Consider the following 20,719-nt stretch of genomic DNA (forward strand, 5'->3'; position numbering starts at 1 on the left):
ATAGAAATAGCAACGTTTAGTTTTTATATCTTTGCGTGATTAAAAAAATGATTATGAGTTTAATTCAGTTTTTAAAAAGTAAAACTTTTTTTGTACAAATAGCTATTGTAGTTATCGGTTTATTGGTGTTTGTTTTTGCACTAAAATTTTGGTTAGGTGTTACCACCAATCATAACCAAAAAATACAGGTTCCAGATTTACAAAAACTTTCTTTAGATGAGGTAGAAAGAAAGTTAACCGAATTAGATTTAACTTATAAAATTATAGATAGTGCTAGCTTTAATCCAGATTATCCAAAAAAATCTGTAATCGAACAAACACCTTTAGCAGGTGATTTTGTAAAAGAAAAACGTAAAATCTATTTAACCTTAAATCCGTCTAAATACAGAGATGTTACTATTCAGAATTTAAACGGTAGAACCAAAAGACAAGCATCTTCTCAATTAAGAGCAATGGGCTTAATTGTTGGTACAAACTATACGTATGTAAATGATATTGGTAAAGATGTTGTTAGAGGTTTGCGCTACAAAGGAAAAGTTTTAAATGAAGGCGATAAACTGCCTTTAAACTCTATTGTAGATTTAGTGCTAGGAGACGGTAACGGTAATTAATTTACTTTTTATTGTTGTATTGCGAGTAGTAAGTAATTAATTAGAAATAAAGAAAATCGGTTTGCAAGAAAATCAAAATCAAGATTTAGAAAAGGAAGAGTTGTACGAGCACCATAGGTTTACTGCTAGTGAAGGGCAAGTGCCTTTAAGAGTAGATAAGTTTTTAATGAATTTTATTGAAAATGCTACACGTAACAAAGTACAACAAGCGGCAAAAGCAGGTAATGTTTTGGTAAATGATGTTGCTGTAAAATCGAATCATAAAGTAAAACCACACGATGTAGTTCGTGTTGTGTTGGCGTATCCGCCAGCAGAAAATCTTTTGGTAGCAGAAGATATTCCTATCGATATTGTGTATGAAGATGATGCTGTTATTGTAGTAAATAAACCCGCAGGTATGGTTGTGCATCCTGGGCATGGTAATTATTCTGGTACTTTGGTAAACGGTCTAATTCATCATATAGAAAATTTACCAACCAACTCTAACGAAAGACCAGGTTTGGTGCATCGAATAGATAAAGATACTAGTGGTTTGTTGGTTGTTGCAAAGACAGAATTTGCAATGGCGCATTTATCTAAACAATTTTATGACAGAACAACAGAACGTTTATATTATGCCTTAGTTTGGGGTAATATAGATGAAGATGAAGGAAGAATTGAAGGCAATATTGGTAGAAGTTTAAAAAACCGATTGCAAATGGCTGTTTTTCCTGATGGGGAATTTGGTAAACACGCTGTTACTCATTTTAAAGTTTTAGAAAGACTTACCTACGTAACCTTAGTACAATGTAAATTAGAAACAGGTAGAACGCACCAAATTAGAGCACATTTTAAGCATATTGGGCATACACTTTTTAACGACGAACGTTACGGTGGTAATGCTATTTTAAAAGGAACCACTTTTACAAAATACAAACAATTTGTAAATAACTGTTTTCAAGTATTACCAAGACAAGCATTGCACGCAAAAACCTTAGGTTTTACACACCCAACTACGGGCGAGTTTATGCAGTTTAATTCTGAAATACCTTCGGATATTACAGAGTGTTTAGAAAAATGGAGGACTTATTCTGAAAACTCGAAAGACGTAGATTCAGACGATTTGTTATAGTCGATATTATGAAATAAAAAAAACTGTTATCTATGTTAGATAACAGTTTTTTTGCTTTTTAAAGGTATTGATTAACAACAACCAGAGTTAGGACTGCAACTTGTTGCACCGCTATTTAATTCTGAAAATTGCAATTTTGGTTTCGAAGGTGTTATCCCGCAAGCATCTGGGGCTAAACAAGCGGTAACTTTAGATGTTAACAAAAAGTTTGTTCCGTCAAAATCCAATCCGTATTTACCAATAGTTTCTTTACCTTGATATTCAACTTCGATTTCTAAATCATCAAACTGAAACTTTTTTTCTGATAACTCAATAATATTTATCAATTTCTCTGGATGCAATCTATGGTCGTAATCATTCTCTTCCCACAATTGAAAATTGATAACTGTTTCATTTCTAACCTTGCCACCACAATCAATAAAATCTTTGGTGATTTTACCAACTTCTGTAACGTGAAAATGACTTGCTACCAACTCTCCGTTAGGTAGTATAAAACCTATGGTTTCTAAACCTTTTAAGTGATTTTTAATTTCTGATAATTTCATAAGGTTACTTTTTTATGTTAGAAAATATATAGAACATTTCTGTTGCTATTTGTAAACTTCTTTCTTGGTATTTTTCTGCTTGTTGTTGTGTATTGTCAAACATTTTTGGGTCATCGTAAGTAATTGGTATTCTTTTTTCTGCACCAGCAATAAAAGGACAACCACCATCTGCTTGAGAACACGTCATGATTGCTGCAAAACCAGAAGCAGGATTAAATTTTGCATCGTATTTTTTAGAAAAACCAATTATAGGATTTGTGTTGTCGTTAAACTTTATTGCATATACAGGGTTTTTACTTTCAGACAATTCTAAAATTTCGAAACCTGTATTTTTTAAAGTTTCTGCAACCATAGGAAACATTGCTGTAGCCTCTGTACCACCAGAATAAGTGGTAACATTTTTAAAATTAAAATAGTTGGCAAGTGTTTGTGCCCATATTTGCGTTAAATGGCTTCTTCTAGAATTGTGTGTACATATAAAGTTAATATTCGCATCTTTATTAGCAGTAACTTTACTTTGTACAAAATCTATAAGCGGTTGTAAAACATTTTTTCTATCCGTAGAAATGGTTTCTACATTTAAGTTTAAAATAGTATTTTCTATTTTATCGTACACTTTTTTTTCCATTAGACTTAAGATTAACAACAGTTGTTGGTTGGCGTTTTATTTAAAAATTGATTTAATATAGATGTAATTCTATTCCAGTTATCTTCGTTTATGCAATAGCAAACACTTGTACCTTCTATAGTACCTTTTATAATACCTACTTTTTTCAATTCTTTTAAATGTTGTGAAATTGTAGGTTGTGCGAGTCCTATTTCTTTTACCAAGTCTCCGCAAACACAAGTATTTAGTTTTATAATATGTTCTAGAATGGCAATTCTTGCCGGATGCCCTAATACTTTGGCAATGGCAGCAATTTCATTTTGTTGTTCTGTAAATATTTCTGACTTCGTTAATCCCATTCGTATTTGTTTATTGCAATATTACGATTAATGTTTTAAATAAAAAACAACTACTTCATTTTTTTACAAAAAATAGTGTAGTTGCTTTTTGATATATTAGTCTCTAATTGTTTTTTATGAATTAGGATCTTGCATTTTCTTCACTTGTTTTAACAACACTTTTTTGGGTGTTATAGGTATTGCTTTTAGCATTAGTTTCTGCGCTAAACTTACGCCAGATATTACATCTAAATCTCCATTAAGCATTGCATTATAACCATCTTTAGCAACAGAATTTGCATCTGCAGTATTTTTAAATAGAGAAGTTTTGTCCATACCAGAAGTTTTACCAAAATAGGTTTCTGTAGCACCTGGCATTAATGTGGTAACGGTTACGTTTGTTTCTGATAATTCTTCTGCAATAGCATTGCTAAAAGAAGTTACATAAGCCTTTGTTGCAAAATACACAGCTTGCATAGGACCTGCCATTAAACTAGCAGTAGAAGATACATTTAATATTTTACCGCTATTTTTTTCTACAAAAGTTGGTAAAAACAATCTTGTTAATGCCGTAAGTGCAACAACGTTTAATTGAATCATGTTTAGGTCTTCTTCTAACTTTCTTTCATGAAATTTACCAATTCCACCAAAACCCGCATTGTTAATTAAATAGTCGATTTCTATTTTGCTATACTTTACAAAATTGAAAACCTCTTTTGCAGCATCCTTTTCTGTTAAATCTTTCTCTATAACAGATACGTGTATTTTATATTCTTTTTCTAACGCTTCTTTTAAAGCTAATAGTTTATCTTTACTTCTAGCAACAATAACTAAATTGCCACCAGTTTTTGCATGAATTTTTGCAAATTCTTTTCCGATTCCGCTACTTGCTCCTGTAATTAATGCTGTTTTTTTCATAACGTTTAGATTTATATATCAAAGATATTGTAAATTAAAAGTATAATTGAACGCAAATAACTGTAAGATTAACGTTTTTAAAATTCTAGAAATAATAAATAGTTAGGTCTAGTTTCTGTGGCTGATATTGGAAAATCATAAGAAGCAATTTTTTTAAATCCTACTTTTTTATAAAAATCGATGGCTCTAAAGTTTTTAATCCAAACGTAAAGCCAAATTCCTTTCTGATTTTCTTTTTGAATAAAATCTAGATTGTATTTAAAGAGTTCTTTTCCTAAACCTTTGCCAAAAAAATCTTCTACTAAATACAAACGTTCCATTTTGGTGACGTTTTCTAGATTGATATTTTCATTTTTCTGATTCAAAATAATTTTAGAAAATCCGGCTAAAGTATCATCAACATATAACAAACGATACTCGAAATTTTTATTATTAATTTCAGCGATGATGTTTTCTTCATTAAAATTCTCTTTAAGATACACATCCATTATATGCTTAGGTATTGCATCTTTATGCGGTAAGTAAAATGCTTTTTTACCAACTTCGGTTAATTTTTTAACGTCTTTGTTGGTCGCTTTTCTAATAGTAAACATATTGTAATTATAAAGAACGAGCGTTAAAAGTATCACCTTGGTTTACATCGCCAGTTTCAAAACCTTTTTTAAACCAACGCATTCTTTGTGCAGAAGTACCATGTGTAAAAGAATCTGGTACAACTCTACCTGTAGATTGTTTTTGTAAACGATCGTCGCCAATTGCATGAGCAGCGTTTAAGGCTTCTTTTAAATCTCCGGAGTCTAAAATCAATTCCATGTTTTTAGCATGATGTGCCCAAACGCCAGCATAAAAGTCTGCTTGTAATTCTAGCATTACAGAAAGTTTATTGTATTCTGTTTGGCTAATTTTACCTCGCATCGATTGTACTTTTCTATTCATACCAGTTAAGTTCTGAATATGATGCCCAACTTCATGCGCAATTACATAAGCTTGTGCAAAATCTCCAGGCGCATTTAGTTTTCTTGCCATTTCTTCAAAAAAACTTAAATCGATGTATAATTTATCATCACCAGGGCAATAGAAAGGACCAGTTGCGCTAGATGCACCACCACAAGCAGAAGTTACCGAACCTGTAAAAAGCACTAGTGTAGGCTCTTTGTAATTCGGAATAATTTTATTCCAAACGTCTTCTGTACTTCTTAAAACACGATTACTAAATGCTGCTAATTCATTTTCTTTAGCAGAACCTTTATAAGTAGTATTTTGTATTTGATTATTGGTATTTCCGGTTAAAAAGTTTAGAGGATTATTGCCTGTAAAATACATTACACCTGCAACTATTGCCACAATAATTAACCCTTTTTTAGAAGTAACTAATTTTAATAGCAAACCAATTAGCATTGGGTTTAATCCGCCACCAGAACTTCTACCAGAAGAAGCACCTCTTCTATCATCTACATTTGTACTTCTTCTATTACTTCTCCACTTCATATCTATTATGTTTAAAAATATAAAATTACTGTTTATTTTTAAAGTGTTAAAATAGATTGATGTTCAAAATGTAAATTTATTCTAAAACGTTAAAAGTTGAACTTGTAATTATTTCATTATTATAATATAGATGTATGTCAAATTTGCCTGTTTTTTTAAATTGATGTTTAATTGCAATTTGACTTGAGTTTTGTATATCTAACTTTAAGTTGAGAACCTCGTTACCTTCATTAACTTTTAATTTTAATTTCTTTGGATTTATGGTTTTCGAAGTGTGAAAGTTTATAAAGCAAGAATAATTTTTAGATACATCGTTATTTAGTTTTAAAGATTTGGTTGGGTAAATTCCGTATTTAAAAGCGCCACCATAAACAATTGGATTTTCTGTAAAATTATTTTTTGATTTACTGTTGTTATCTATTAAAAACCATTTCTTTTTAAACGGATAATGTGTTTTAGAATATATTAACGGATTTTGTAAAAAGTATCCATCATTATAATCGAAAACAAATGCATTGTTATTTAAATCTAAATAGCCACTTGACAATGTAGCATCTGCTAAATACCATTTATTATTAATTTTTACAGCATTCCAAGAATGGTTTGGGTTTTCTAACGTTAGTACGTTGCTACTTGAGTTTCTAACATAACCGTTAACTATCTTGCACTCTATATTTATTAAGTTTGTCATCACTTTTAATAAGTACGCATAACCAGTACACATTGTTTTTTTGTTGTTCAATAACCTCTTAAAAACTTTTTTAGAATAATTTTTGTTCCAAATTGCATAAGCAATACTATCTTTTTTATGTCTTTTTCTAGCGCTATTAATTCGCTTATACATATAATAATCAGCTTTTATATTCATACAAATCCATGAGTATATAGCTCTAAATTTTTCTACATCTGTTTCTAAGTTTATTGTTAAATTATAAGTTAACATTGGTAAGTTTTTTAAGTTTTCACCATTGTATAATTTAGCAATACTATCTGCTTTTGTAAAATTTATGTTTTTAAAATCATTAAGCTGCGCATGAATCTCGATAGAAATTAAAAAGAATACAAAAAGTATAAAATACTTCATAAGAAACTAAGATTTCTTTTGAGATTTATAAACATTTCTCACGTCTACAGCTCCCATTAATACATAATTATCTTCTTCAAATTTAATATTCATAAAAACTTTAGAACTATTATTGTTAGAGGTTACTTTTACTTTTTTTGTAACATACCCCAAATAAGAAAATACAATTACATCTCCTTTTTGTAATTTTTTAGGAAATGTAAATTCTCCATCAAAATTAGTTTCTGTACCAATGTTACTTCCTTCTAACATAACACTAACTCCAGGTAAAAAATCGTTGTTATCAGACACTGTACCTTTTAAAGTTATATTATTTAGTTTTTTTATTTGTTTCTGCTGATTATTCTTTTGGGCATGAATATTTCCTATTGATAGAAAAGAAATCATTGAAAACGCAATTCCTGTTAAAACGTTTATTCTTTTTCTAGGTTTAAAAAGGTGAATTTGTTTTTGAGTGAATTTTCCACAAGTATTTTTAGTAGATTTCATTTTAAAATAGTTTATTATTTCTGTAGATGTCATTTTAGAAAAATCAATAACTTCTTTTTGACAAGAATTACAAAACCCACCTTTTTCGGTTTGTTTAAATAAATTAAAATTTTCTTTGCAAGGACTTTTAATTTCTAACTGTAATTGTGTTTTCATAGTATGTATTTTAAAGTTATGTATCAAAACTACCTATTAACTTTAGGTTTTAAAATACAGTTTTAGGCAAATGGCTAATTTGAAAGGTAAAGTGTAGTTTTGGGTTAGTAAGCTTAAAATTTTTGCATAAAAAAACCTCTCTGAAAAACAGAGAGGTTTGTATTTGTGGTTTTCGGTTATACGAAAAACATCGTTGTTTTACTTGATTAACTCGTAAGAACGTTTGATAAAGTTTGTTAATTCTTCACCATGTAATAGGTTTTGAGATAATTTTGCTAAATCAAAAGCCTGAGAAATCAATCCTTTTTGAGCTTCTTCATCTTTATTATTTAAAATCTCTGAAACTAATGGGCTGTTTGTGTTGACTACTAAATTGTACATGTCTGGAAAATTACCCATTCCCATCATTCCGCCACCACCAGTTGCTTGCATTTCTTTCATTCTTCGCATAAATTCTGGAACAGTAATTATAAACGGAGAAGAATTAGAATCCATTGCCTCTAATTGAACAGTGTAAGATTTAGAGTTTACAGCACTTTCTATAATAGGCTTTAATTTTTCTTTTTCTTCTTCTGTTAATTTAGAAATAACGTTATCGTCTTTCTTAATTAAGTTATCTACATGATCTGCATCTACTCTTGTAAATTTAATTTTACCATCTCCACCTTCTAATTTTTGCATTAAGTGAGATATAATTGGCGAGTCTAAGATTAAAACTTCGTAACCTTTAGCTGTAGCTTCTTGTATGTAACTGTGTTGTGCATCTTTGTTAGCTGCATATAAAATTACATGGTTACCATCTTTATCTGTTTGAGTATCTTTTGTTTTTTCGATCAATTCATCAAAAGTGAAAAAAGTATCTGCAACCGTTGGGTATAAAGCAAACTTTTTAGCTTTGTCAAAGAATTTATCTTCAGACAACATTCCGTATTCGATAATTACTTTAATATCGTTCCATTTTGTTTCAAAATCTGCTCTATCTTTTTTGAATAAAGAAGATAATTTATCAGCAACTTTTTTAGTAATGTAGCCAGAGATTTTTTTAACAGCACCGTCTGCTTGTAAATAAGAACGAGAAACGTTTAATGGAATATCTGGTGAGTCGATAACACCTTTTAACATCTGTAAAAAGTCTGGTACAATTCCTTCTACATTATCTGTTACAAAAACTTGATTTTGATACAATTGGATTTTATCCTTTTGCATATCCATGTTTTGAGATAACTTAGGAAAGAATAAAATACCTGTTAAATTAAAAGGATAATCTACATTTAAGTGAATGTGAAATAAAGACTCTTCGAACTGCATTGGATACAATTCTCTGTAAAAATTATCATAATCTTCTTTTTCTAAATCTGCTGGTTTCTTAGTCCAAGCAGGTTCTGTATTATTAATAATTTTGTCTACAGTTATTTGTTTGTGCGGTTCTGTAGTTTCTTTACCGTCTTTATCTTTTGTAGTTTTAGGTGTAAACTCTGGATCGTTAATTTCTTTTGTTCCAAATTTAATTGGCACTTGATTAAAACGATTGTATTTCGTTAATAAACCTTCAATTTTACTTTCTTCTAAAAACTCTAAAGAATCTTCTGCAACATGTAAAACAATTTCTGTTCCTCTGTCAGACTTATCATGTTCTACCAATGTATACTCTGGCGATCCATCACAAGTCCAATGCGCTGCAGGTGCATCTTTAAACGATTTTGTAATAATTTCTACTTTGTCTGCAACCATAAAAGCAGAGTAAAAACCTAAACCAAAATGCCCAATAATACCAGCTTCGTTGTCTTTGTATTTATCTAAAAACTCTTCTGCACCAGAAAAAGCAATTTGATTGATGTATTTCTCAACCTCATCGGCAGTCATACCAAGACCTTGATCTTTAATAGTAATTGTTTTAGCATCTTTGTTAATGCTAACCTCAATTTTTGCGTCTCCTAATTCAGTATCTGCTTCACCAATAGCAATTAAATGCTTTAATTTAGAAGTAGCATCTGTTCCGTTAGAAATTAATTCACGTAAAAAAATTTCGTGATCTGAGTATAAGAACTTTTTAATTAACGGAAAGATATTCTCTACCGATACATTAATATTTCCTTTTGCCATTTTGTATATAGTTTAAAATTTGACTTTATTATTTTGATATATCAATAGTCAAAAAAAATACCAAAAAGAAGATTCTGACAAGATGACAGAAAGAAGTTTTTTAATGTCAATAAAAACTATTTCTGATATAAAAACAAAAATCACTATTTTTGCTAATTACAAACAAACGAATAATTAAAATATTGACCATTAAATTATGTATAATTCAAAAATAACAGGTCTTGGATATTATGTTCCTGATAATGTCGTAAAAAATGATGATTTAAAGGAGTTTATGGAAACTTCTGATGAGTGGATTCAGGAAAGAACGGGTATAAAAGAAAGAAGATGGATAGACCCGAAATCTGGAGATACAACAGCGGTTATGGGGGCAAAAGCTTCTAGAATTGCCATTGAAAGAGCGGGTCTAACTAAAGATGATATTGATTTTATAGTATTTGCAACTTTAAGCCCAGATATGTATTTTCCTGGTGGCGGAGTTCAAATTCAAGAAATGCTAGAGATGCCAACAATTGGTGCTTTAGATGTACGTAACCAATGTTCTGGTTTTATTTATGCAATGTCTGTAGCAGATCAGTTTATTAAAACTGGTATGTACAAAAACATTTTAGTTATTGGTGCAGAAAATCATTCTGGTGGTTTAGAAAAATCTACAAGAGGTAGAAATGTATCTGTAATTTTTGGTGATGGTGCAGGAGCAGCTGTACTTTCTAGAAGCGAAGAAGCTGGTAAAGGTATTTTATCATCTCATTTACACTCAGAAGGAAAACATGCGAAAGAATTGGCGTTAATTGGTCCATCCACTAAAAGATGGGTTCCAGAAATTATCGAAGCTAATGATCCTGATGATGTTTCTTATTATCCTTACATGAACGGACAATTTGTTTTTAAACATGCAATAGGACGTTTTTCTGAAGCAATTGTAGAAGGTTTAGAAGCAAATAAATTGCAAAAAGAAGATATTGATATGCTTATTCCGCATCAAGCAAATCTGCGTATTGCTCAATTTATTCAAAAGAAATTTCAACTTTCTGATGATAAAGTGTACAACAATATCATGAAATATGGTAATACAACTGCAGCATCTGTAATTATTGCGTTAACAGAAGCTTGGGAAAAAGGAAAAATAAAAGATAATGATCTTGTGGTTTTAGCTGCTTTTGGTAGTGGATTTACATGGGGTTCTGTAATTATACGTTGGTAAATATTACATTTTACTTATAATTTAAAAAGACTTGTTGTAACAAGTCTTTTTTTTTGTTTAACATCTTTTTAAAACAGGCAAATATCATTTAAAGTTCTTGTTGTTTAATATTTTAGTATATTTGTTAAACAATAAATAAGTATTATTATGAAAGTCAGTTATATAAAGTATGTTGTTTTTGTTTTTTTGTTCTTTATTTCTTCGACCTCTTTTTCTCAAAGTTTTAGTGGTAAAGTAACCTATGTTTCAAAATCTAAAATGGAATTAGGAAAATGGGGAGCAAAAATGAGTGAAGCTCAGAAAAAACAAATTGCCAGTAGACTTAAAAACAGGTTAGAAAAAACATATGTTTTAAAATTTAACAAACAAGAATCTTTTTTTAAAGAAGATGAAAAAATAGATGCTATATCTGGTGCAACAGATTCTTGGGGAGCTTATTTTTCTAGAGGAGATCAATACAAAAGTATTTCAGATAACAAGTTGATTCAGTCTCAAGAGTTTTATGGTAAAAGGTTCTTAGTGAAAGACGATTTGTATAAAATTAATTGGACTTTAGGTTCGGAAACTAAGCAAATTGGTAACTATACTTGCTTTAAAGCAAAAGCATTTGTTCCTTATCAAGAGTTAAAATGGTTCGAATTTTCTTGGAGTGATTTAAACGCATCTAATAAAGAAGGGCAAGAAGAAAAAATGATTGTAGTAGAAGCGTGGTATACACCCACAATACCAATTGCCCAAGGACCTGCAGAATATTGGGGTTTACCAGGATTAATTTTAGAAGTAAGTGCCCAAAATACAACGCTTTTATGCACAGAAATAGTAATAGATAAGCAAAATAATTTAGAGGTTTCTCCGCCAGAAAAAGGGAAACAAATAACTAAAAAGGAATATGCGAAAACTGTTAAAAATAAAATGTTAGAAATGAGAAATAATAGAATGGGTAGAGGTAGAAGAGGTTAATTTTTTTTTATAGTTTTGATCTATACTTTTAGAAATTATTTATGAGAAAAAATTTAAAAATACTTTTATTATTATCAAACATCTTTCTATTTATTTTTGTTTTAAATGCATTTGTTAAATTTATAATTTTCGAGGGTACAAAGACCAATTCGATACTTATTTTTATCTTTTGTATTGTAAATATTATAATAGCTGTTAAAGGCTCGATAGAGGCCACAGAAAATAACAAATAAAAAATCCGTAGTATTAATTACTTCGGATTTTTGTTATTAAATCAAATAAATTACTTTAGTGAAGACAAAGTAATTATCTTATAGACGAATGTAAAATCTATTTGTTTCAATTTTTATTTAAAAAATATGAGTAAGAAAACGTTAGTAATAGGAGCTTCTTTAAAAGAAGAAAGGTACTCTAACCGTGCAATACAAAAATTAAGAGCTCACCAAATTGATACTGTTGCTATAGGCTTAAGAAAAGGTATAGTTGCAGATGTTAATATAGATGTAGAGAAAAAAGAGTATCAGAATATAGATACGGTTACTTTATATTTAAATCCGAAAAGACAAGAAGAGTATTACAACTATATTATAGATTTAAAACCCAATAGAGTTATTTTTAATCCGGGTACAGAGAATTTTGAATTTCTTAAGATGTTAAAGAATAATAATATAGAAAGTGAAATTGCCTGTACCTTAGTTTTGTTAGGAACAAACCAATACTAATTATTTTAAAGTAAATTTAGCTCCAGGTTTTGCTAAAGAAACATTATCAAAAACTGTTTTTGCCTCTTTTTGAAACACAGTTGTATCTGGATATCTACCAGAAAAATGACCTAGAATTAATTCTTTAGCACTTGCATCTTTGGCAATTTTAGCAGCTTCTATAGAAGTAGAGTGCTTTGTTTTTTTAGCCAAATCTTGTCTGTCTGCTAAAAAGGTAGACTCATGATACAATAAATCTACATCTTTTATAATTGGTACAATATCTGGTTTATAACTAGTATCGCTACAAAAAGCATAGCTTAATGGTTTTGGTGGATCTAATGTTAAACTTTTATTTGGTACAACTTCACCAGAGGTTAATGTAATATCTCTACCAGCTTTAATGTTTAAATAATCTGCTTTGTCAATTTCTGGATAACCGCTAATATTTAGCATGTTTAATTTTCTTGGTTTTTCTTTCTCTTTAAAAAGATAACCATTTGTGTACACTCTGTGGTTTAAAGGAATTGTAGTAACGGTAACTTTATCATCTTCATAAATTAATTCACTTTCTTTTGAAGTTAGTTCATGAAATACCATATTAAATTTGGCATGAGATTCAGATATTTTTAGCATCTGCATGGTTGCTTTTTGAATACCTTTTGGCCCGTAAATATGCATTTCTTTTTCTCTACTTAACATACCATAAGTAGATAGTAAACCAACCAAACCATAATAGTGGTCGCCGTGTAAATGAGAAATAAATATGTGATTTATTTTAGAAAAACCAACTTTGTATTTACGCATTTGGCGTTGCGTGCCTTCGCCACAATCTATAAGAAAATGCTTGTTGTTAATTTCTAAGTATTGTGCAGTAGGAAATGCGTTTGCACGAGGTGTTGCAGAATGACAACCTAGAATAGTAAGGTTTATCATTTAATTACAAAACGTTTAGAAATTACCTTCTTATTATTCTGTATACTGTAAATGTACATACCTGTAGCTAAATCGTTTTTATAAAATGGTATTTTATTTTTACCCGATGTAGTATTATACGTTTTCTTAAAAACAGTTTTACCCAAAACATTTCTTACAGTTAAAATAACCGAAGAATTGGACACAGAATTGAAAGTTATATTTGTAACACTTGTAAAAGGATTAGGAGCAGTAGATAAGTTATCTACAGTTTTTTTTTGCGAAAAAGCTGTAAATGAAACCGATAAAAATAAAATGAAAAGTATTTTTTTTACCATAAATTATCTTTTAAAATCCTAATTCTCTTTCTATTGCTTCCATTTCTAAAATATCTTCTGCTTCTTGCAAAGTAGGTACAATATTTAAGTTTTCTGGAAAGTTATCAATATCAATAACCGAATTAACTATCACAAATGACGTGCCATTTTGCTGTTTTTCTTCGGCTATATCCAAAAATAGTAAAAAATCTTTATTTTCTAAGCTTATTTTTTTAGAAATATGAATAATTAAATGTCCGTCTTTAATGTATCCGTAGTTATCTTTAAATTTTTTATAAAATTCTGTAAAGTTTTCTTCTTCGGAAGTTACAAGAATATAATTCTCTTTTTTTGTAATTAGCATCTTATCTTTTTATTTGTTGCGCCAATAAATAAATTACTGCCATTCTTACAGCAACACCATTTTCTACTTGATTAAGTATAATAGAATCATTAGAATCTGCTACATCACTTGTTATTTCTACACCTCTATTTATTGGTCCTGGATGCATGATTACAATTTTCTTGCCAAGGTTGTCTAATATTTGTTGATTTATACCAAATAATTGTGTGTATTCTCTTGTAGACGGAAAATATTTGATATCCATTCTTTCATGCTGTACACGTAAAACATTGGCAACGTCACACCACTCTAAGGCTTTTTTTAAGTTTGTTTCTACCTCTACACCCAAACTTGTAATATGTTTAGGTATAAGTGTTGTTGGACCACATACTTTTACTTTTGCACCTTGAAGTTGTAAAGCGAAAATGTTAGACAAAGCAACTCTAGAATGTAAAATATCACCAACAATAACTATTTTTTTACCTTTTACGCTTCCTAATTTTTCTCTAATAGAATAAGAATCTAAAAGTGCTTGTGTTGGGTGCTCGTGAGTACCATCTCCGGCATTTATAATTTTTGCATTTACATGTTTAGATAAAAATACGCCCGCCCCAACATTACCATGTCTCATTACAACAATATCTACCTTCATGGCTAAAATATTGTTAACCGTATCTATTAAAGTTTCTCCTTTTTTTACAGAAGATTGTCCTGCAGAAAAGTTAATTACATCTGCAGAAAGTCTTTTTTCTGCAAGTTCGAAACTTAGTTTTGTTCTTGTGCTGTTTTCAAAAAATAAATTTGCAATGGTAATATCTCTTAAAGATGGTACTTTTTTAATAGGTCTATTAATTACCTCTTTAAAATGATCTGCAGTTTTAAAAATAACATCAATATCATTGGGCTTTAAATATTTTATTCCCAATAAATGTTCTACGCTTAATTCTGACACATCAACATATTTAAGTTAGATATTTGTTTTTTATTCTTCATGGTAGCTTGTAAACTTGGTTACTTTAATTCTATAAAAACAGCGTCTTTGCTATGGGTTTCTTTCCAGGTAACCAAAACACGCTCTTCATTTATAGCATCTACTTGTCGGCCTCTATAATTTGGCTGAATAGGTAAATGCCTGCTAAATCTTCTGTCAATTAAAACCAAAAGTTCTATATTTTCGGGTCTTCCGTAAGACTGAATTGCTGTTAAAGCAGCTCTAATACTTCTTCCAGAAAATAAAACATCATCAATAATTACAACTTTTTTACCTTCTATTAAAAAATCCATTTCTGTAGTTTCTGCAGCCAACGGTTTTTCTTTTCGTCTAAAATCGTCTCTGTAAAAAGTAATATCTAAAAGTCCTAACTCTAAGTTTTTAATATTATAATCTGTTTTTAGCAAATTGGCTAATCTATTTGCCAAATAAGAACCTCTTGGTTGTAAACCAATAAGTACTGTATTAGAAAAATCATTATGGTTTTCAATTAACTGACAAGCTAATCGATGAAGAATAATTTCAATATCTTTTGAGTTAAGTAAGGTTTTTTTGCTCATAAGAAGGCTATCAATTTAAGTTGATAGTTATTGAAAATCAAAATTAATGTAAATTTATGTATGCACAAAATTATTAAGGCTTAAATAAAGTTGGCTTTTTGTTAATTAAATTGTTGAAAAGAAAAACTTCGCAGCCAATTGTTTTCCTAGAGTTATACTACCTTTATTATCATAATTCAAATCTCTTAGTTATGTCTCTATTAAAATTTGAATCGATGCTCAAAACCAACAATATTTATTTTTTTGATTTGGTAGAGTTTGAAGAAATCATCATACATTATTTAGATTCTGGTAAAGTATCATTAGCAAAAAAAGCAATAAAATTGGGGTTAGAACAACACCCAGAATCTATTGATTTAAAATTGTTGATGGTAGAAATGCACTTAACAGAGCATGAGGTAGATAAAGCCGAAAAACTTTTAAAAAAAGTAGCAATTATTGCACCAGATAATGAAGAAGTTTTTATACAAAAAGCTACAATAAACTCTAAAAGAGGATTGCATAAAGTAGCCATTAAAGATTTAGAAAAAGCTTTAGATTTAACTGAAGATAAAGTAGATGTTTGGTCTTTATTGGGTATGGAATATTTATACTTAGATGATTTTACAAATGCTAGAAAAAACTTTGCAAACTGTATCGAAGTAGATTATGAAGACTATTCTGCACTTTATAATATTGTGTATTGTTTCGATATGCAAGAAGAGCATGAAGAGGCTGCAACATACTTAAAATCTTACATAGAAATAAACCCTTATTGCGAAGTTGCATGGCATCAATTGGGGAGACAATATTTTGTTTTAAATAATTTTGAAGAAGCTTTAAAAGCTTTTGAATATGCTGTTTTAATTGACGAATCTTTTTTAGGCGGATATCTAGAAAAGGCAAAAACATTAGAACAATTAGGAAATTATCAAGATGCTATAGACAATTATTTAATTACTTTAGAGTTAGATGATCCTACTGCATACGCATACATTAGAGTAGGTGAGTGCTACCAAAAATTAGAAAATTTAGAAGCTGCAATTTCCTATTATAAGAAGGCTGTACACGAAGATCCATTACTAGATAAAGGTTGGGGTTTATTAGCTAACATTTATTTTGATCTAGAAAATTACCAAAAAGCATCTTATTATTTATCTAAAGCATTAAAAATAGACGAAGACAATGCGGTGTATTGGAGAAGGTATTCAGAAATAAAACTAAAACTTAGCTTTTTGGAAGAAGCCGTTTCTGGTTATAATAATTGTTTGCGTTTGGGCGATAATTCCCCGGAAATTTATTTAGGTTTAATTGATGTTTTATCATTTTTAGGCGAATATAATTACGCTTTAAAAGTAATTTTTGAAGCTCAGAAAATACATAAAGGCTTTGCAGAAATAGAATACCGATTTGCAGGCTTATTTTTTATTATGAATAAAAATAAATATGCTTTTTCTCATTTGATCAAAGGAATGCAGATTGATTATGATTATCACATCATTTTAAAAGAGCTTTATCCTACGGTTTATGATAATTTAGAAGTTAAAAAGCTTTTAAGTAACTACAAAAAAGCAACAGAATAGTTATAAAAAGTAAGCGCTGTTTTTTTAAAAACAGCGACTTACCAAGTAAACTAATAAAACCAAGTATTAGTAACCATATTAGAAGTTAGCTTTCTAATTTTTTTATTTTTTCGCATAAAACTGTTTGCTGTTTTTCGACAAAATTTCATTTATATTTTTCGGTTGTTCTAATTTAGATGAGTTTTCTGTAAAAACATTCTTATCGCCTTTTATTGACTTATAAAATTCAGAATTTTTTTCTATTTGAGTATTCGAAATCCAAGTAAAAAAGAACATGATTATTGCAATTAATACTTTTACAATCATAGAATCTTTAATTGAATCTAATAATGTTTTCATAGCTGTTTTTTTAGAATTCTTCAGGTTTATTACAACCTGAAGAAATCATTTTTTGGTTGATTGATTTATTTTATTTTCTAGAAATACTTCCTCCAGAAGAAGACTTTTTATTTACAATTTTCGGATTACCTTTATAATCGATATCTCCGCCACTAGTTGCTTTCGCTTCAATTTTTTCTGAAGCATAAATATCAATATCTGCACCACTTGTTACTTTGGCAATAACGTTTTTACTTTCTAAGTCGTAAGCATCTATAGAACTTCCGCTTGTAGCGCTTGATGCATGATTGGTTGTGTTACCAGCTATATTAATATCTGATCCACTTGTAGATTTTGTAGCTACACTTTCTGCATCAACTTTAATGTTTATGTCTGCGCCACTTGTTGCAGAAATAGATATCTCTTTTGTATTTATAACATCTTCTGTATACACATCTGCACCACTTGTAGCTTTTAAATTAGATAGTTCTTGTAGTGTTACATAAACTTTTCTTGATTTTGATTGCCAAATGTTTTTATCTGTATAAATTCTTAAAACACCATCATTAACTTCGGTTTTTATAATTTCTTGTAGGTTTTCATCAGCTTCGACAACAACTTCTGTATTGCTACTTTGGCTGATATATAAATCGATACCGTTGCTTACATGTATACTATTAAAAGTATCGTTAACGTTTCTTGTCTCTGTAGTAACATTTCTATTACCATTTACTTTATTTAAATAATCGACACCACAAGATGTTAAAATAGTCGATAAAAATAAAATTGTTAAAAGTTGGTTGATTGATTTTTTCATGATGTTGTTTTTAAGTTTATATGGTAAATATCACAGTTAAGACGCTTATTGCCAATATAAAGTTGCCCAGTTGTATTTTAATTGTACTGAATTGTAATTAAAATGTGTCTTCAACTTTTTTATCTTCATCATCTTCTTTTTCAGTTGCACAATCTGTACATACTAAAGCGCTGTTTGTCATTTTAAAATAATGATTAGTCATTTCGTCTTCGTCTAAATTATTTTCATTTGTAACATTATATAAAAATGATTTCACCGAATTATCAAAATAGATAGTAGAAGTAGTTGGTAAAAACAACGTAATTACAATTTCTTCATCTTTAAAAATATTTTTTATATTCGAAAGAAAGTAAGCATCTAATAAAAGCTCATTATTAGAAAATGTAAAATTATATGCTATTTTTTCAGCATTTTTAGTCGCTCTAATACTACTTCTACCATAAGATTCTTTTTGAATAATTACATAACCTTCGTTTGTATTGCTTTTATTAACATCAATTCTTATGTCATTTGTATAAACCATACGCTTACTATCAACTTCAACTTCGTGTCTTCTAGAAGATCTTCTTAAGTTGTGTTTATAATAGATCTCGTCATTGTTAATCATCTTTACAGTTAACGTGTCTTGTTTCGAAATTGTAAGATTCTTTTTTACCACATTTTTACCATAATTAGCATGTGTTGTACCAAATTCTATTGCCGTAAAAATGATCATTAACAAAGCAATTATCCATAGACCTAAAAGAGATAAAGAGGTTGCTCTACTAACTTGTTTTACATTACTAGATAACATTCTTAAACCTAAAATTAATAATGCTAAAAAAGGAATACCAACTAAAACAAATAAAGAAACTGTTAGCAACCATCTTGGTAGCGTTGCGTCATAAAAGAATTCTGGGTAACTAATATAATTTCCATCAATATTTAAGAATTCTAAACTTCCTACAGAAAACCCTCCAATAATTAGAGATAAAATAATGGCGGCACCTAAGAATACAAATAGTACACCTAAAAACTTTCCTATAATTTTAAAAAAGCCAAGTATAATTTTACCAATTGTATCTAAAAAATCTTGTAAACCATTATTTTTTTTTGTCTTTGCTGAAAAAGTTTGACTCATTTTTTCTGAGAACTCATTAGCACCATCTTTAAATTTTTCTGATGCTTGATTCGCAACATTTCTAACATTTTCTGATACGTTAGAAAATTCTTCTCTAATTTTCTTTTCAATGTTATCAATATTTACAGGTTCACCTTCCATCTGTAATTTTTCTGCTGTAGTTTTTGCCTCTGGCAATAGAATCCATAAAATAATGTAAATTAAAATTCCGAATCCTGCTCCAAAGAAAAGTGCTAACAAACCTAAACGAATCCAAATTGCGTCAATATCAAAATAATGCGCAATACCAGATGCAACACCACCTAAAAATTTATCATCGCCATCTCTAAATAATTTTTTCCCAGAAGTATTATTTCTCTTATAAGAATAACTTGCATCAGAATATGCTTCTTCTGCCTCTGCGTAATCTTCTGGTTGCCCCATTATTACAATAATATCTTCGATATCACCTTCGTTAACAACTTGTCTAGCATCAGTAATTTTTTCTGATAAAAGTTCACTTATACGTGCTTCTATATCTGCTATTATTTCATTTTTTCCTTGCGGATCTTCACTTAAAGATTTAGAGATAGACTCTAGATATCTTCTTAGTTTTTGATAGGCAATCTCGTCTATATGGAAGAAAAATCCGCCTAAATTTATATTTATTGTCTTATTCATCTGAAGTTGGTTTTGTGCTAATTACTTGGTTAACTGCGTTTACTAAATTACTCCATGTTTTGTCTAATTCTTTTAAAAACATGCCTCCGTTTTCTGTTAAAACGTAGTATTTTCTTGGTGGTCCAGAGGTTGATTCTTCCCATCTATACGATAATAAACCAGCATTTTTTAAGCGAGTTAGTAACGGGTAAATGGTTCCTTCAACCACAATCATTTCTGCACCTTTAAGCGTAGAAAGTATTTCTGATGTATATGCATCTCCATTTTTTAGAATGGATAAAATACAATACTCTAAAACACCTTTTCTCATTTGTGCTTTTGTGTTTTCTATCTTCATATAATGTGGTTTATTTAATAAATTTTATAGTAAAAGGGTACTTGTAATTTTCTCCTTCTTTTGCTTTTAAAGAAGCTATTATAACTAATGCAATGCCAATTAAATAAATAATACTTGCTACCGTACCAAAACCAATTATTCCTAAAAAGTTATGAGAATTTAAATCTAAATTGATGCTAAAATTGTCGAAATGATTGAATTCTCTGATAAAAGAACCAAAGGCAAATGGAATAAATGTTAAGGTCAACAAGAAAGAATATAAAGTGTAGCTAATATTAAAATTTACTGCCTCTTTACCTTGTTCATCTAAAAATTCACTTCGTTCTTTTAATGTTTGCCACGCTATTAACGGTGTAATTATATGGCCAAAAGGAAATATAAAACCAGCAAAAGCAGATAAGTGAATTAAAAAGGCGTTTGTATTTTGTTTATTATTTTTCATGATTATAGTATATAATACTTTC

General features: G+C 29.4%; 25 protein-coding genes. 6 read left to right on the top strand and 19 right to left on the bottom strand.

Going from position 1 to position 20,719, the window contains the following annotated elements; all coding sequences use genetic code 11:
* Positions 1 to 53 precede the first annotated feature (53 nt).
* Positions 54 to 611, top strand: a complete 558-nt coding sequence (locus tag WG950_RS13855; RefSeq protein ID WP_340933163.1) for a PASTA domain-containing protein — start codon at positions 54 to 56, stop codon at positions 609 to 611.
* 61 nt (positions 612 to 672) lie between these two features.
* Positions 673 to 1,722: an RluA family pseudouridine synthase gene (locus WG950_RS13860; protein ID WP_079736965.1), complete on the top strand. Its 1,050-nt coding sequence runs from the start codon at positions 673 to 675 to the stop codon at positions 1,720 to 1,722.
* 71 nt (positions 1,723 to 1,793) lie between these two features.
* Here WG950_RS13860 and WG950_RS13865 read toward each other — a convergent pair whose 3' ends face one another.
* The 9 genes from WG950_RS13865 to htpG form a co-directional block, all read right to left on the bottom strand.
* Positions 1,794 to 2,267 carry a DUF6428 family protein gene (locus tag WG950_RS13865; protein WP_340933166.1) on the bottom strand — a complete coding sequence of 158 codons (474 nt, stop codon included), beginning with the start codon at positions 2,265 to 2,267 and terminating at the stop codon, positions 1,794 to 1,796.
* A 4-nt stretch (positions 2,268 to 2,271) separates the two neighbouring features.
* On the bottom strand, positions 2,272 to 2,895 hold the full coding sequence (locus tag WG950_RS13870; RefSeq protein ID WP_340933168.1) for a protein-tyrosine-phosphatase: 624 nt from the start codon (positions 2,893 to 2,895) through the stop codon (positions 2,272 to 2,274).
* Positions 2,896 to 2,906: 11 nt separating this feature from the next.
* Entirely contained in the window at positions 2,907 to 3,233 is a 327-nt protein-coding gene (locus WG950_RS13875) for an ArsR/SmtB family transcription factor (RefSeq protein WP_079736963.1), read from the bottom strand.
* 114 nt (positions 3,234 to 3,347) lie between these two features.
* Positions 3,348 to 4,130 (bottom strand): SDR family oxidoreductase, encoded by a 783-nt coding sequence (locus tag WG950_RS13880; protein WP_340933170.1) that lies wholly within the window; start codon positions 4,128 to 4,130, stop codon positions 3,348 to 3,350.
* A gap of 77 nt (positions 4,131 to 4,207) precedes the next feature.
* Positions 4,208 to 4,723 carry a GNAT family N-acetyltransferase gene (locus WG950_RS13885; protein ID WP_340933172.1) on the bottom strand — a complete coding sequence of 172 codons (516 nt, stop codon included), beginning with the start codon at positions 4,721 to 4,723 and terminating at the stop codon, positions 4,208 to 4,210.
* Positions 4,724 to 4,730: 7 nt separating this feature from the next.
* On the bottom strand, positions 4,731 to 5,618 hold the full coding sequence (gene ypfJ / locus WG950_RS13890) for a KPN_02809 family neutral zinc metallopeptidase (RefSeq protein ID WP_340933173.1): 888 nt from the start codon (positions 5,616 to 5,618) through the stop codon (positions 4,731 to 4,733).
* Between the two features lie 76 nt (positions 5,619 to 5,694).
* Positions 5,695 to 6,702, bottom strand: a complete 1,008-nt coding sequence (locus WG950_RS13895) for a transglutaminase domain-containing protein (protein WP_340933174.1) — start codon at positions 6,700 to 6,702, stop codon at positions 5,695 to 5,697.
* A 6-nt stretch (positions 6,703 to 6,708) separates the two neighbouring features.
* Positions 6,709 to 7,347, bottom strand: coding sequence for a carboxypeptidase-like regulatory domain-containing protein (locus WG950_RS13900; RefSeq protein WP_340933176.1), 639 nt, complete (start codon positions 7,345 to 7,347; stop codon positions 6,709 to 6,711).
* A 198-nt stretch (positions 7,348 to 7,545) separates the two neighbouring features.
* Positions 7,546 to 9,450: a molecular chaperone HtpG gene (gene htpG, locus WG950_RS13905; RefSeq protein ID WP_340933180.1), complete on the bottom strand. Its 1,905-nt coding sequence runs from the start codon at positions 9,448 to 9,450 to the stop codon at positions 7,546 to 7,548.
* A gap of 196 nt (positions 9,451 to 9,646) precedes the next feature.
* Here htpG and WG950_RS13910 point away from each other — a divergent pair, with 196 nt between their 5' ends.
* From WG950_RS13910 to WG950_RS13920, 3 genes are all read left to right on the top strand, one after another.
* Complete coding sequence (locus WG950_RS13910) at positions 9,647 to 10,654, top strand: 3-oxoacyl-ACP synthase III family protein (RefSeq protein ID WP_077809732.1); 1,008 nt, start codon at positions 9,647 to 9,649, stop codon at positions 10,652 to 10,654.
* Positions 10,655 to 10,801: 147 nt separating this feature from the next.
* Positions 10,802 to 11,614, top strand: a complete 813-nt coding sequence (locus WG950_RS13915) for a GLPGLI family protein (protein ID WP_340933182.1) — start codon at positions 10,802 to 10,804, stop codon at positions 11,612 to 11,614.
* Positions 11,615 to 11,973: 359 nt separating this feature from the next.
* Positions 11,974 to 12,336 carry a CoA-binding protein gene (locus WG950_RS13920; RefSeq protein ID WP_340933184.1) on the top strand — a complete coding sequence of 121 codons (363 nt, stop codon included), beginning with the start codon at positions 11,974 to 11,976 and terminating at the stop codon, positions 12,334 to 12,336.
* Here WG950_RS13920 and WG950_RS13925 read toward each other — a convergent pair whose 3' ends face one another.
* From WG950_RS13925 to pyrR, 5 genes are read right to left on the bottom strand one after another with little or no spacing between them, the layout of a single operon-like run.
* Positions 12,337 to 13,251 carry a ribonuclease Z gene (locus tag WG950_RS13925; protein ID WP_340933185.1) on the bottom strand — a complete coding sequence of 305 codons (915 nt, stop codon included), beginning with the start codon at positions 13,249 to 13,251 and terminating at the stop codon, positions 12,337 to 12,339.
* Positions 13,248 to 13,568 carry a T9SS type A sorting domain-containing protein gene (locus WG950_RS13930; RefSeq protein WP_340933187.1) on the bottom strand — a complete coding sequence of 107 codons (321 nt, stop codon included), beginning with the start codon at positions 13,566 to 13,568 and terminating at the stop codon, positions 13,248 to 13,250. Before WG950_RS13930 ends, WG950_RS13925 begins: the two co-directional genes overlap by 4 nt.
* 10 nt (positions 13,569 to 13,578) lie before the next feature.
* Positions 13,579 to 13,911 (bottom strand): hypothetical protein, encoded by a 333-nt coding sequence (locus WG950_RS13935; protein WP_340933188.1) that lies wholly within the window; start codon positions 13,909 to 13,911, stop codon positions 13,579 to 13,581.
* A 1-nt stretch (position 13,912) separates the two neighbouring features.
* Positions 13,913 to 14,842: an aspartate carbamoyltransferase catalytic subunit gene (locus WG950_RS13940; protein ID WP_077809725.1), complete on the bottom strand. Its 930-nt coding sequence runs from the start codon at positions 14,840 to 14,842 to the stop codon at positions 13,913 to 13,915.
* A gap of 59 nt (positions 14,843 to 14,901) precedes the next feature.
* The gene (pyrR, locus tag WG950_RS13945) at positions 14,902 to 15,441 is read right to left on the bottom strand and encodes a bifunctional pyr operon transcriptional regulator/uracil phosphoribosyltransferase PyrR (RefSeq protein ID WP_079736950.1); all 540 of its coding nucleotides are present in this window, start codon (positions 15,439 to 15,441) and stop codon (positions 14,902 to 14,904) included.
* 191 nt (positions 15,442 to 15,632) lie between these two features.
* Here pyrR and WG950_RS13950 point away from each other — a divergent pair, with 191 nt between their 5' ends.
* Entirely contained in the window at positions 15,633 to 17,003 is a 1,371-nt protein-coding gene (locus WG950_RS13950) for a tetratricopeptide repeat protein (protein ID WP_340933189.1), read from the top strand.
* Between the two features lie 102 nt (positions 17,004 to 17,105).
* Here WG950_RS13950 and WG950_RS13955 read toward each other — a convergent pair whose 3' ends face one another.
* From WG950_RS13955 to WG950_RS13975, 5 genes are all read right to left on the bottom strand, one after another.
* Positions 17,106 to 17,342: a hypothetical protein gene (locus WG950_RS13955; RefSeq protein WP_340933190.1), complete on the bottom strand. Its 237-nt coding sequence runs from the start codon at positions 17,340 to 17,342 to the stop codon at positions 17,106 to 17,108.
* A gap of 70 nt (positions 17,343 to 17,412) precedes the next feature.
* The gene (locus WG950_RS13960; protein WP_340933192.1) at positions 17,413 to 18,138 is read right to left on the bottom strand and encodes a head GIN domain-containing protein; all 726 of its coding nucleotides are present in this window, start codon (positions 18,136 to 18,138) and stop codon (positions 17,413 to 17,415) included.
* A gap of 97 nt (positions 18,139 to 18,235) precedes the next feature.
* A complete protein-coding gene (locus WG950_RS13965) occupies positions 18,236 to 19,918 on the bottom strand; it encodes a PspC domain-containing protein (protein WP_340933193.1) in 1,683 nt (560 codons plus the stop codon).
* Positions 19,911 to 20,255, bottom strand: coding sequence for a PadR family transcriptional regulator (locus tag WG950_RS13970; RefSeq protein ID WP_077809719.1), 345 nt, complete (start codon positions 20,253 to 20,255; stop codon positions 19,911 to 19,913). The genes WG950_RS13965 and WG950_RS13970 overlap by 8 nt, the downstream gene beginning before the upstream one ends.
* A 10-nt stretch (positions 20,256 to 20,265) precedes the next feature.
* Positions 20,266 to 20,697: a DUF4870 domain-containing protein gene (locus WG950_RS13975; protein ID WP_077809718.1), complete on the bottom strand. Its 432-nt coding sequence runs from the start codon at positions 20,695 to 20,697 to the stop codon at positions 20,266 to 20,268.
* Positions 20,698 to 20,719: the final 22 nt, after the last annotated feature.

The organism is Polaribacter marinaquae (assembly GCF_038019025.1).
Lineage (GTDB): Bacteria > Bacteroidota > Bacteroidia > Flavobacteriales > Flavobacteriaceae > Polaribacter > Polaribacter marinaquae.